A 13,242-nucleotide genomic window follows, 5' to 3' on the forward strand; every position below is an offset into this window, starting at 1 on the left:
CATGACCTCGGTAGATTTCTTCTCCATCTTCATTTATCTTTACATACTTTGGTTTCTTCCTGCCTACCTACTTATTCAAAATCGTTTATTAGATGTTTTTCAAAATATTGCTGCTGCTTGTGAAGGATTAGAGGCTCAATTAGTGATTTCTCTCGGCGGTTCGACGACACCTGAATCGTTACCCAAATTCCTTGGAAATCCAATTGTTGTTAGCTATGCGCCGCAATTAGAACTCCTACAAAAAGCGACTTTAACGATCACTCATGCGGGAATGAATACGACGTTAGAATCTTTGAGTCAAGGCGTGCCAATGGTGGCAATTCCAGTGGCAAATGATCAGCCAGGAGTTGCTGCACGTATTGCGTGGACGGGCGTTGGGGAAGTGGTTCCCTTAAAACAAGTGAGTGTCCCTAAACTGCGAAGTGCGATTCAGAAAGTATTAACAGAACCCTCCTATAAAGCCAGAGCGATCGCACTCCAACAAGCCATTCAACGCAGTGGAGGAACTCGCCGCGCTGCTGAGATTATTGAACAGGTGATCTCAACAGGGGAACCCGTGCTTGTTCAACAATAATTGTTTTATAAAGACTTCCGAATTGCGACTGCTGACATACCTTGACCTGAATCAGTACACTAATACTACGTTCGTTTGAATGGGTCAAATGCTTGTCATTCCTGGTGACAAACAGGTAAACTTTCAGAGTTAAACAAGCATCTACCTAAAGACGGATTTAGTGTTCTGTGCTTTTTCGGGGAAACCGTCTCAATATGCTTACCATTGCTGGGGTTGAAGTCAAAACTTGCATTTACGAAAGTGCCAATTCCCTCGTTTATCGGGCTATCCAACAGTCCAATAACGAACCGATTATCCTTAAAATTCTTAAAGAAAATTATCCCACGCCCCAAGAACTTGCTCGTTATCGTACCGAATATCAAATTACTCAATCTTTAAATTTAAGTGGATGTATTAAAGCATACCATTTACAGCCTTATCAAAATACTCTGGTGATGTTTATCGAAGATTTCGGAGGAGAATCTTTGAAAGTTCTGATGAAGCAGAAACCGTTAAGTTTAGAAGAGTTTTTAAGAATTGCGATCGCAACGACTGAAAGTTTAGCCCAAATTCATCATCAAAATATTATTCATAAAGATATTAATCCCTCTAATATTGTTTTTAATCCCACCACCGGACAGTTAAGAATTATTGATTTTGGCATTTCTACGAAATTAACACGGGAAAACCCGACCCTCAAAAACCCTAATGTTTTAGAAGGGACTCTCCCCTATATGTCCCCCGAACAAACGGGAAGAATGAATCGGAGTTTAGATTACCGTACCGATTTTTATTCTCTAGGAATCACCTTTTATGAACTTCTCACCCATCAACTCCCTTTTAGTAGTACAGATCCCCTAGAATTAGTTCATTGCCATATTGCTAAACAGCCGTTATGCCCTTCGGAAATTAATTCTGGTATTCCTCAAATCTTGTCAGAATTAATCCTAAAGTTAATGTCGAAAAACGCTGAAGATCGCTATCAAAGTTCTTGGGGAATCAAGGCGGACTTAGAAAACTGCTTAAATCAACTCCAAAATACGCAAACTATCTCAAGATTTCCTTTAGCTCATCAAGATATTTGTGAACGCTTTAAAATTCCCCAAAAACTCTATGGAAGAGAACGAGAAATAGAAACATTTTTAACAGCTTTTGAACGAGTTAATGAGCAAAGCGAACTGTTTTTAATTGCCGGATATTCAGGAATTGGCAAATCAGCAAATGAAGTTTCTACTGCCCATCCCTTAAGAGCGACATTAGATGAAATTACAAAAAATGGAACAATTGTCAAGCAACTTTTTCTTTCGCCCTTAACCTTACCAACTTTGATTCAACTCATTTCAGAAGCCCTCAATTGTGAAGCGGAACAAGCAACACCCTTAGCTCAATTATTACAAATAAAAACGGGTGGTAATCCCTTTTTTATGAATGAATTTCTCAAATCCCTTTATACAGAGAAACTCTTAGATTTTAACTATCAAACCTTAAGTTGGCAGTGGAATTTAGAAAAAATTCAAAAGCGAGGCTTCACGGATAACGTCGTCGAACTAATGATTAACAAAATTGAAAAGCTCCCCAAAGATACCCAGGAAATCTTAAAAATTGCTGCCTGTATTGGAAATCAGTTTGAAGTTAACCTCCTGAATTTAATCAATCAAAACCCTTTAAAAGAAACGGTTAATGTACTTCGTCCAGCCGTTGCCGAAGGTTTAGTGATTCCCATCAATAATATGGTGGATATAGAATTAGCAATTGCAACTCAAGAATTTACGACTCGTCCTTTATCGACTCTCCCATTTCAATCCCTCGAATACAAATTTGCCCATGATCGAATTCAACAAGCTGCCTATTGCCTTATCCCCGAACCGGATAAACCGATCATTCATCAGCAACTTGGCAGACTCCTATTACAAACAACCACTTTAGATCAACAAGAGGAGAAAATCTTTGATGTTGTTAATCAACTCAATTTCAGCCTGCCACTGATTTCTAGTCAGTCTGAAAAAGATGAATTGGCTCAATTAAATCTCAAAGCGGGTCAAAAAGCCAAACTCTCGGCTGCCTATCAACCCGCTCTCAATTATTTGCAAACCGGAATCGAACTCTTAGCCCCGAATAGTTGGCAGCATCAATATTCTCTAACCCTCTCACTTTATGAAGAAGCTGCCGAAGTTGCCTATGTTAATACAGATATGGCTTTATTAGAACAATATATTCAAGAAGTTTTATCAAATACTAAAACGGTACTCGATCAAGTCAAAGTGTATCAATTAAAAATTAATACTTACATCTTTCAGGGCGAGTTTACTAAAGCGATTAATACAGGATTAGGTGTGCTGAAATTGCTAAAAGTTAGGTTACCCAAAAAGCCGAGTCAGCGTGATGTTTGGTGGGGATTACTACGGACGAAATTAGCCATTGGATTACGACCGATTTCCAGGTTTGTTGACCTGCCCTTAACTAGCGATCCTTACCCAAAAGCAGTCATGCGTCTCCTCTATGCAATTAGCACAGCTGCCTATATCACAACACCTAGATTACTATTGTTGATCATCTTTCATTACCTGAGCCTATCCCTGAAGTGGGGTAACCTTCCTGAATCTGCTTTTTGCGCTTATGGTAGCTACGGTGGAATGCTCTGTGGCTTGTTGCGAGACGTTGAGTTGGGCTATCAATTTGGTCAGCTTGCCCTGGAGGTAAGCTCCCACTTCAATGACAGGGCAGTTCAAGTGAGAACAGAGATGGTGGTTCTGGTTTTTATCCGCCATTGGGTAGAACCGGTTAAGGAAATCTTAAAGCCTCTGTTGGATGCCTATGCAGTTGCACTGGAAACCGGAGATTGGGAATATGCGGCTAATTGCGCCTACTACTACTGTGGCTACGCCTTTCTTAGTGGCTTGGAATTGACGCAACTTGACTCTGAGATGGGCAACTATACTCAAGCCATGTGTGAAATGGGGCAGACCTTCGTTGTTGAAGTCCAAGAGCGATGGCATCAGATGGTTTTGAATTTGCGGGGTCAAGGAGAAAATCCTTGTTCTTTAGTGGGTCAGGTTTTTGACGAACGGGTGGTGCTGCCTGTGCTACTGGAGCGATGTGATTGCGAAGCACTGGCTCACCTGTACTTTAGCAAAATGATGCTTTGCTTTTTATTTGGTCAAGCTTCGCAAGCCGCTGCTCATGCTGAACTTACTGAAGGGTATTTCGATGGGGGCACTGCTGTTCTAACGGTTCCCCATTTTTATTTTTATGATTCCCTGGTTCGCCTTGCATTGGTGATGGATGCAAAGAAATTGGAGCGTCAGCGTTTGCTCCAGAAAGTGCTTCGCAATCAGAAGAAGATGAAAAAATGGGCACATCATGCTCGGGTGAATAACTTGCAAAAGTATTTATTAGTGGAAGCTGAACGGTGTCGAGTCTTAGGAAAAGAGACACTGGCGATGGATTATTATGATCGTGCCATTTCTAGTGCAAAACAAAACGAATATATTCATGAAGCGGCGATCGCTTGTGAACTGGCTGCTAAGTTTTATTTATCGAAAAATAGAGAGCTTGTTGCTAAATCCTATATGCAGGAAGCCCATTACTTGTATCAACTTTGGGGCGCAACCGCTAAAGCCCAGCATTTAGAGACACAATACCCTCAGTTCTTTACAATTCATAAAGAACGTGAACAAGACATCTCAACGTCTGTCTCAACAACTGGCAAGCATTCGACTTCTTCTTTAGATATAACCACTATCATCAAAGCTTCCGAAGTAATTTCTGGGGAAATTATTATTGAGAAGTTACTGTCTAAATTAATGAATTTTTTAATAGAAAATCTTGGTGCTCAAAACGGCTATTTACTTTTTAAAAATAAAGAAGAGCTTTTAATAGAAGCTGAATGTGCTTTAAATTCTGAAGGCGTGCAAGTTTTACAATCTCTTCCAGTTCAAGGGTGTCAAAAACTGGCTGAGTCGATTGTTGATTATGTTGCCAGAACTCAAGAAAAAGTGGTTCTTCATGATGCTACTTGTGCAGGACAATTTACAAATGATCCTTATATTCAAACCCATCAACCTAAATCTATTTTATGTGCGCCTTTGATGAATCAAGGACAACTGAGTGCTATTGTTTATTTAGAAAATCGTTTAACTGCACAAGTATTTACCCCTGAACGGTTAGAAATTTTGCAATTATTATCAGGACAAGCAGCGATCGCTATTACGAATGCTAAACTTTATGCGAAAGTCAAAGAACGGGAAAACCGACTCACTCAATTTATTGATGCGATGCCAATAGGAGTTACAGTTCATGACGCCACTGGACAAATTACTTATGCAAATCAAACCGCACAGGGACTCAGTAGAACCCAGATTATCCCTGAAGCAAATCGTCAAAAATTAGCAGAAGTTTATCAACTTTATCAAGCTGGAAAAAACCAGTTATACCCCACAGATGAAATGCCAATTGTGCGTTCTTTAGCGGGTGAAAGGGTTCAAGTTGACGACCTAGAGCTTCGTCAAGATAATCAAGTGATTTCCTTGGAAGTTTCTAGCACTCCAATTGTTGATGAAACGGGTAAAATTAATTATGCGATCGCCACCTTTCAAGACATCAGCGAACGCAAACAAGCGGAAAAACTGTTAGCGGATTATAACCGAACGTTAGAACAACAAGTCGCTGAACGTACCCAAGAATTACAGAAGGAAATCATCGAACGAAAACGTGCTGAAGCTGCTGCCCAAGCTGCCAACCAAGCGAAAAGTATTTTCCTCGCTAATATGAGTCATGAATTGCGAACTCCCCTCAATGCAATTCTGGGTTTTTCTCAATTAATGAATCGTTCTTTATCCCCCTCCTCAGAACTTCAAGAACACTTAGGAATTATCTCCCGCAATGGAGAACACTTATTAACCCTCATTAACCAAGTTTTAGATTTATCTAAACTTGAGGCAGGACGAACTATTCTAAATGAGACAAATTTTGACTTTTATCGCTTGTTAAATGACCTGAAAAATATGTTTCACTGTCAAATTGAAACAAAAGGATTACAGTTCATCATCGAACACAGTCCAGAAGTTCCCCAGTATCTCAGAACCGATGAAACTAAATTACGTCAAACCTTAATTAATCTGATTTCTAATGCCATTAAATTTACCTCAGTTGGTGGGGTTTCCCTTCGGATCAAAGCTCAACTTTTTTCTTCACAAATCGAGTTTGAAATGGAAGATACAGGAGCGGGAATTTCCCCACGTGAATTAGAAACTTTATTTGAAGCATTTGTGCAAACTCAAACAGGTCAACAATCCAAAGAAGGAACCGGGTTAGGGTTAGCAATTTCTCGTTCTTTCATTCGATTGATGGGAGGTGAAATTACCGTTACTTCACAGGTGGGACGAGGGACTTTATTCAAGTTTAATATTAAAGCGCAAGCTGTAGAAACCCTTAAGATTCAACCCCAACAAGCGTGCAAACGTGCGATCGCTCTTGCACTCCATCAACCTCGGTATCGTCTTTTAATTGTAGATGATCGCTGGGACAATCGTCAACTGTTAGTTAAGCTGCTTTCTCCCTTTGGGTTTGAACTGTTAGAAGCGATTAATGGACAAGAAGCCATCAGCATTTGGGAGCAACTTTCACCCCACTTAATCTTTATGGATATGCGAATGCCTGTGATGGATGGATATGAAGCCACTCAACACATTAAAAGTACAATAAAGGGTCAAGCGACAGCTATTATTGTTATCACAGCGAGTAGCTTTGAAGAAGAGAAAGCCATTGTCTTTTCCTGTGGTTGCGATGACTTTGTTCGTAAACCCTTTCGAGAAGAAAATATTTTAGAGATGCTGCAAAAACATCTGGGTGTACAATTCATTTTTGAAGACGTTAATATCCTACCGATTTCCTCTAAAAATGAGGTTGATTACTTGACAAAATCTGCCTTAGCTGCATTACCTTCAGAGGTATTAGTCGCCCTCGAAAAAGCAATTAGTAATTTGGATTTAGAACAAATTCAAAGCGTCATCAGCCAAATACAGGATATTGACCCCTTATTAGCAAAAGCAATCCAAGGGACTATAAAAAACTTTCAATACGAAGACTTGCTTAATTTAATCTCTTCCTTAAGGAATGAATCATGAACACTAATCTTAATGTCAACAAACCAGAGACAATTTTAATTATTGACGATACTCCCGATAACCTCAACCTTTTAAGTGGAATGTTATCCAATGCCCAATATAAAGTTCATCTGGCACCGAGTGGAAAATTAGCTCTCAAATTTATCGAGTCAAATCTGCCCGATTTAATTTTACTCGACATTATGATGCCGCAGATGGATGGTTATGCCGTTTGTGAGCAGTTAAAAAATTCTAAGAAAACCCAGGACATTCCTGTAATTTTTATGAGTGCCTTAGACGAAATATTGGATAAAGTGAAAGCTTTTTCAGTGGGAGGCGTAGACTATATTACCAAACCGTTTGAAGCTCAAGAAGTTTTAGTTCGTGTTGAAAATCAATTACATCTGAAAAGGCTGTCAAAACAACTCATCAACCAAAATATTCTCCAAGAACGTAACCGCATGGCGCGAGAAATTCATGATACTTTGGCGCAAGCTTTTACAGGAATTATCATACATTTAGGAGCAGCCGAACGAATGATAACAACAGATGCTGAACAGGCAGTTTTCCATATCAAAACTGTGCGCGAACTCGCTAAAGATGGACTGGCTGAAGCGCGAAGATCCGTTGAAGCTTTGCGTCCGAAATTGTTAGAAGAGGGTGATTTATCGAGTGCTTTAAATCGAATCGTAAAACAGATGTCATCCCAGACTGAAACACAGATTCGATTTGAAGTCTTCGGGGCAGCTTATCCTTTAGCTTCAGAAGTCGAAAATAACGTCCTGCGAATTGCCCAAGAAGCACTCACGAATGCGTTTAAATATGCCAATGCTAATCTAATTAACATTGAGTTAATTTATGAAGCGACCCAACTTATTCTTAAGGTCAAAGATAACGGACAGGGATTTGATCCGCAGAGTCTTTGTTTGAGTAACGGTTTTGGTTTTCTGGGGATGAGAGAACGTGCTAATCGCATGGGTGCAAAACTGACGATTGAGAGTGCAATTGGACAAGGGACAGAAATTACAGTCTGGATTCAACCGTTTTGATGGCAAAATAGAGGCAAATCGGCTGTTTTTGAATCTGGGTTTGAGGAATGAGCAATAAGTCCAATCCGATTCGCATTTTAATTGCAGATGATCATGTGATCGTGCGGCAGGGTTTAGTGGCACTCTTGGAACAGGAAGCGGATTTGTCTGTTGTGGCACAAGCGGGTGATGGGTTTGAAGCAGTTCAACTGTTTCGTCAGTATCAACCGGACGTGACGCTGATGGATTTACGGATGCCACACCTGGATGGAGTGGCGGCGATTATGGCAATTCGGGCGGAGTTTGCAATGGCTCGAATTGTGGTGCTGACGACCTATGACAGTGAGGAAGACATCTATCGGGGACTACGGGCAGGTGCCGGGGGTTATTTGCTCAAAGATGCTGATCCGGAGCAGGTTTTTGCCGCCATTCGCACGGTTTTTGCCGGGGAAAAATATATTCCCTCTGATGTGGGTGCAAAGCTAGCAGAACGCATGGTAAATCCCCAATTAAGCGAGCGGGAGTTGGACGTGATTCGCTTGATTGTTGCGGGTAAAAGTAACGCCGAAATTAGTGGGATTTTACATATTCGTGAAAGTACCGTTAAATTTCATGTTAATAATATTTTGTGTAAGTTAGGAGTCAATGATCGAACTCAAGCTGCGATCACTGCTTTGAAACGTGGCATTGCTAGTTTGCCGGAGTAAATTTAATCCGATTCGACTGCTATAAGGTATTACGAATTTAAACCCTATAGCCTAGCAAGTGAGGACGCTCGCACTACAAAAATTCCACGATCTCTAAATAGAGAATTTAGATGCTAAACAGCTTTAAATTGCCTCAACTTCCCGTTCTTTCTCGGTTTTCTGGCCTTCCTCGGCTTGAACCATCGGAGTCTTGTTCTTAAAAGCGCGTTCGTATCTGATCTGAACTGTTACTGCTTGATGAAGTGAGTTCTGCGAGTCCTCCGATGGTAAAATTCAGTACACTGAGTAACGCTAAAGTCCCCGTAAAAACAAGTTTAATCAGATAGAATGGTTTTGGGTTCATCTATATCTTTAGTGGGTTTATCATTGTGATTCTATTGTACTATTATTTCATTATAAATACGCGGTTATACCTATCCTTAGCTTGAGATTTTTTGGCTCCCATTCTGGATAAATGCGTAAAAATTCGGTTGCCAAAACCTATCCATAAAACCTGCATAATCTCCCTTGTTTCAAACCCATAAATACTAGAGAAGAGGTGTGCCTCAATTCCCCAATGAGTCAACAAATGACAACCGAATTTGAGAAAGTACCTTGAAGTGATCACTAACAGAGGAAAAATGACGCTTAATTTTGATGATTTAACCGCAATTTATCCTGAGCAAATCTGGATCGAGTTACCCCCTGAAGAACAGGAAAAAGCTAGGCAGCAAACCCAGAATTATTCTAATTCAGCATCTTTTTGGAATGCCTATATGAATTCTATCGCTCTCCAGAATTTTGCAGCTTGGGTTAAAGCAGATCCTGATATTCAAGACCCTCTCAAAGTTTGGCCATCACAAGAGTATCTCCCCACATTTTGGGAAATTGTCAATGGCACAAAGTTAACGTTGGGTGACACTCAATTCGTTTTAATTCCTAGCGATAAAATCAACGTTTCAGAGTTTCAGGTTCCCCAAGAATGGGTGGATATTCCCAACTGGATAGCCGACTATTATGTGGCAATTCAGATTGGTTTTGAAAATAACTGGATGCGGGTATACGGATACACAACCTATCAAAAACTTAAGATCCAAGGAAAATATGATCTTTTAAATCGAACCTACGCTTTAGAGCAAGCGGATTTAGTAGAAGATCTTAATATTATGTGGGTCGCTAGAGAACTGTTTTCGGCTCAAAAATTACAAGTTAAACCCTTACCCAAGCTGTCAGCTGCACAAACCGAAAAATTCCTCGATCAATTGGCTCAATTCACTAATTGTTCTCCCAGACTAGTTCTCAAATTTGAAGACTGGGCTGCACTGATTACGAATGATTCAATTCGGCAGCAACTCTATCAAAAAAGGCTCTTAACTGAATCGAGCAAGTGCAGCGAAACGAGCAATCCAGTTGTTTCAAACTCTTTCACCCCAATCAAAGTGAATGACTTAAGTTTATGGCTACAAAACGTTTTTGAATTGGGTTGGCAATCCCTTGATGCTTTGTTCGGATCAGAACCCAAAACTTTAGCTTATCAATTTAGAACCGATTCGATATTGAATGAATTTCGTGTTAAAACTGCGAAGTTGATAGACTTGGGAATGGAACTGAAAGGAATTTCGGTTATCCTATTAGTGGGTCTTGCCTTGGAAACGGAACAAAAAGTTGGAATTCGAGTGCAATTGCATCCAACGGATGGAGAAACTTATTTACCCCCAAATCTTAAATTGAGTTGGCTCACGGATGGGGGAGTAATGCGACAAGAAGTTCAATCTAGAAACCATGATAACTACATCCAATTAAAACGATTTAGATTGCCAACGGGTAAAGGTTTCTCGATCCAAATCTCGTTCAGGGATGCCACCATTAAAGAAGATTTTATCTTTTATCAAGCTGTTGCATCTGACAAAATTTGAGGATTATCCTCATGGGGTAGCCTGTTTAAGTGCTACCGAATATGAGCCTGTAAAACAGTTAACGAAGGGTTCAAAAAAACAGACAAAAGTTTTAGCAATTCTGGGAAATAGTCAAGGAATTAATATTCAAAAGGGGCGAATCTTTTGATTTTGCAGTGCGAGAAGCTAGAGAAAGATTACAAGGATTAGAAAGTGAATTTCCCTGTGCGAGTTGGTTGCCTGTTGTCTCTCAAAATCCGGCTGAATCCTCGTTGGTTTCGCTTAAAACTGCTAAAAATTCTAGTTCGATTTCTAATTCCATTTTTCCAAGTTGGCGCAATTGGCGGGCAATGTTTATAACGGCGATCACCATGACAACAGGAATTATAGGTATGTGATCGCTTGGGATTTTTCAGTCTTGGGAATTACAAGTCTTTGATTTATTAATGCGATCGCGACCCCAAGAACAACCCGATCCACGTCTTTTAATTGTTATTGTAACAGAAGCCGATGTGCGATCACAACCATCCCAAGAAAGAGGAGGAGCCTCTTTATCGGATCGCGCTTTAGAGCAACTCATTACCCAATTAGAACAATTTAAACCCCGTGTGATTTCTGGGTTTATTAATTGTGGGGGGTTGGGTTCCTCTAGTTCCGTTCGCTTTGGCTTTGGTGGTGACAAGTGGCTGTTTGCTGGCTTACAGGCTTCATTCTCAAAATTTTTAGACAATTTTTGGTTGAACTGCATAACTCAACCTGAGCCTTACCCATTGATAGATAGAAGGGAGCGAAGCTGAAATAGCCTGCTCCTATTCTTCCTGTACTTAATCCTTTTTCTAGTCCTGTTGTCCTAATTCTATTAATAGGTCTTGTGTTCGCAGATGCTTTGCGGCCAACAGACCTTCTGCTGTATTTAGGGAAGGATTTTGACTCTCAATCAACTTACAGTTAACGATTTTAAGAGCAAAATCTAACCGGGCTAATTTTATACAACATTTAGTTGAGGGCAAAAAATGTATCTAAAGGATTTCATAGAAACTGAGCTAAAATATGACTTCTATCGTCTTAAACAAGATCAAGAATTAAGCTCACAAATTCAGGAAATTTTGATTAATCAAGGATTTCTTCACTCCCGAGTAGAAGATGTCTTTGGTAATGTGTCTATTGCAGCATTGGAACGTTTTCAAAAGCTCAATCGCTGCTATGAACCCGGATTTTTAGGAACTCGAACTGCTCAAGAATTGCTTGAATCTGATCAATTTGCAACGAGAGGTGGAGAAGGTGTTCCATTCATTCAAGTTCGAGTCATCAAAGATACTCTCCTGAAAACAAAACCCTTACAATCCGATACGCTATTATCGACAGAAAAACACGAGGTAAAAACTGGTACAACTCTTAAAGTTACATCATTTGAGGTGGAACGCGGTCATTTAAAATTCACTTTAGCTGATACTCCTATTGAAAAGGGTTGGACTTGGTATGTTTTTGGAGAACACGCCGAGGTTTCAGAAGGCAATACCAAAGTTTATCCAAAACGCGACGATATTAAATTGCCTGTTCCCTACAAATCTCAGCAAGATAACACCATTGACCCCGATGGTTCCTGCAATGTTACCTCGATTGCAATGTGTTTAGAGTATCTCAAAATACCCCGTAAACACAGTGAAGGACAGTTTGAAGATGAACTGTATAACTACGCTTTAAATCAAGGATTAGATTGGCAGGCAGGCGATGCTCTGGCTAAAATTGTTCGAGACTATGGAGCCAAAGATCACTTCACAACAACAGCGACAATTGAGCAGGTAAAAGACTGGTTAGCCAATGGAAATCCAGCCGTTGTACATGGCTACTTTACTAAAAGAGGACACATTATTGCATTAGTTGGATATGACAGTCAAGGGTTTATTGTTCACGATCCTTATGGGGAATGGTTCGCGGACGGTTATGATCGCAATGAGCCCGACGGTAACGATGAAAAGGGGAAATTTATACATTATTCCTACGGCATGATTAAAGACAACTGCATCCCAGATGGACAGTTTTTCGTACATTTCATTTCTCGTTAGATAGCATTAATGCCATCTATGTTTTATTAATTTTGCTCATTAATTTTCTAGGGTTGAATGTCAATTTAATTTCACCTTAGCAAATTTGAACTTCCTCTTGAAAATAAAAGGAAAACTAAATGATTAGTGATGAATTCGCCCAAAAAATAATAGAACTCGATGAAGATACCCTCAAGGCACAACTTGCCATTCAGGAGCAAGAACTTGCCAACGAATCAACTTCTCGTTCCGCTTCATCTTTAGAAAGTTTAGAAGAGGCGTTAATTGCAACGCCTAGAGGCGGGTTTGATGAAGAGATTATTAATGCAGGTGATCGCCTTTTCCAAAAATTAAATGTCAAAGCGTATCAGTTAATGTGTACTGACATCTTTGACGATCAAGAAATTCAAACACAATTTCAATCTTTATTGCAAGAAAATTTAGGAAAAGTTGCTGGAGGATTTAAAGCTAATTTAGGAAAGTTAGCCGGAGCCTTAACTCCTATTCTCGCCACAAACTTACACTTAGCTTATCCCATTGCCGCAATTTTAGCTGCCCTGATTATTAAAACCATTTCCTCTGCTACTGCGGAAACCATTTGTGAAGTTTGGAAAGGCAAAGTTAATGAATCTTAAATTTCTAACCCACAAACCTCAACAACAGAAATAATTCCTGTCAACAATTCTCAAGACAACAACTTCATAAAATTTCAGAATCAGAAAGGAGCAATCTACATGAATCGTAATCTCTATGCACTTCTTGTCGGTATTAATGATTATCCTAAAGAACACGAGCGTCTAAAGGGTTGTGTGAACGATGTAAACGCCGTAGAAAATTATTTGAATCAACGGCTTGCTGATAAGCTGTTAATTATCTAAATTTTCGAGACGATCCAAGCCAGTAAGGGGTTTCAGCCTCTAAAATATACAGT

At 39.9% G+C, this 13,242-nt stretch carries 10 protein-coding genes; all 10 read left to right on the top strand.

Translation table 11 applies throughout. From position 1 onward, the window contains the following. The first annotated feature begins 1 nt into the window (after position 1). Positions 2–574 (top strand): glycosyltransferase, encoded by a 573-nt coding sequence (locus tag PL11201_RS17070; protein WP_339394367.1) that lies wholly within the window; start codon positions 2–4, stop codon positions 572–574. 194 nt (positions 575–768) lie between these two features. Continuing rightward, positions 769–6,678, top strand: coding sequence for a protein kinase domain-containing protein (locus PL11201_RS17075; RefSeq protein WP_079680098.1), 5,910 nt, complete (start codon positions 769–771; stop codon positions 6,676–6,678). Then, complete coding sequence (locus PL11201_RS17080) at positions 6,675–7,706, top strand: ATP-binding response regulator (protein ID WP_079680099.1); 1,032 nt, start codon at positions 6,675–6,677, stop codon at positions 7,704–7,706. The genes PL11201_RS17075 and PL11201_RS17080 overlap by 4 nt, the downstream gene beginning before the upstream one ends. A gap of 47 nt (positions 7,707–7,753) precedes the next feature. Then, positions 7,754–8,392: a response regulator gene (locus tag PL11201_RS17085; protein WP_079680100.1), complete on the top strand. Its 639-nt coding sequence runs from the start codon at positions 7,754–7,756 to the stop codon at positions 8,390–8,392. Between the two features lie 620 nt (positions 8,393–9,012). Continuing rightward, positions 9,013–10,287, top strand: a complete 1,275-nt coding sequence (locus tag PL11201_RS17090) for a DUF1822 family protein (protein ID WP_079680101.1) — start codon at positions 9,013–9,015, stop codon at positions 10,285–10,287. A 155-nt stretch (positions 10,288–10,442) separates the two neighbouring features. Next, positions 10,443–10,664, top strand: coding sequence for a hypothetical protein (locus PL11201_RS26155; protein ID WP_144017797.1), 222 nt, complete (start codon positions 10,443–10,445; stop codon positions 10,662–10,664). A 9-nt stretch (positions 10,665–10,673) separates the two neighbouring features. Continuing rightward, positions 10,674–11,063 (top strand): CHASE2 domain-containing protein, encoded by a 390-nt coding sequence (locus PL11201_RS17095; protein ID WP_255377705.1) that lies wholly within the window; start codon positions 10,674–10,676, stop codon positions 11,061–11,063. 216 nt (positions 11,064–11,279) lie between these two features. Further along, positions 11,280–12,332 carry a C39 family peptidase gene (locus PL11201_RS17100; protein WP_079680103.1) on the top strand — a complete coding sequence of 351 codons (1,053 nt, stop codon included), beginning with the start codon at positions 11,280–11,282 and terminating at the stop codon, positions 12,330–12,332. A 119-nt stretch (positions 12,333–12,451) separates the two neighbouring features. Next, on the top strand, positions 12,452–12,946 hold the full coding sequence (locus PL11201_RS17105) for a hypothetical protein (RefSeq protein ID WP_079680104.1): 495 nt from the start codon (positions 12,452–12,454) through the stop codon (positions 12,944–12,946). A 99-nt stretch (positions 12,947–13,045) separates the two neighbouring features. Further along, positions 13,046–13,189: a caspase family protein gene (locus PL11201_RS27545; RefSeq protein WP_079680105.1), complete on the top strand. Its 144-nt coding sequence runs from the start codon at positions 13,046–13,048 to the stop codon at positions 13,187–13,189. The last annotated feature ends 53 nt before the right edge of the window (positions 13,190–13,242 follow it).

The organism is Planktothrix sp. PCC 11201 (genome assembly GCF_900009135.1).
In the GTDB taxonomy this organism is placed as follows: domain Bacteria; phylum Cyanobacteriota; class Cyanobacteriia; order Cyanobacteriales; family Microcoleaceae; genus Planktothrix.

Excerpts from the sequence above, each read along its gene's own strand:
- PL11201_RS17070 (WP_339394367.1), top strand. The coding sequence starts at position 2 with ATGACCTCGGTAGATTTCTTCTCCATCTTCATTTATCTTTACATACTT.
- PL11201_RS17075 (WP_079680098.1), top strand. The coding sequence starts at position 769 with ATGCTTACCATTGCTGGGGTTGAAGTCAAAACTTGCATTTACGAAAGT.
- PL11201_RS17080 (WP_079680099.1), top strand. The coding sequence starts at position 6,675 with ATGAACACTAATCTTAATGTCAACAAACCAGAGACAATTTTAATTATT.
- PL11201_RS17085 (WP_079680100.1), top strand. The coding sequence starts at position 7,754 with ATGAGCAATAAGTCCAATCCGATTCGCATTTTAATTGCAGATGATCAT.
- PL11201_RS17090 (WP_079680101.1), top strand. The coding sequence starts at position 9,013 with ATGACGCTTAATTTTGATGATTTAACCGCAATTTATCCTGAGCAAATC.
- PL11201_RS17100 (WP_079680103.1), top strand. The coding sequence starts at position 11,280 with ATGTATCTAAAGGATTTCATAGAAACTGAGCTAAAATATGACTTCTAT.
- PL11201_RS17105 (WP_079680104.1), top strand. The coding sequence starts at position 12,452 with ATGATTAGTGATGAATTCGCCCAAAAAATAATAGAACTCGATGAAGAT.
- PL11201_RS27545 (WP_079680105.1), top strand. The coding sequence starts at position 13,046 with ATGAATCGTAATCTCTATGCACTTCTTGTCGGTATTAATGATTATCCT.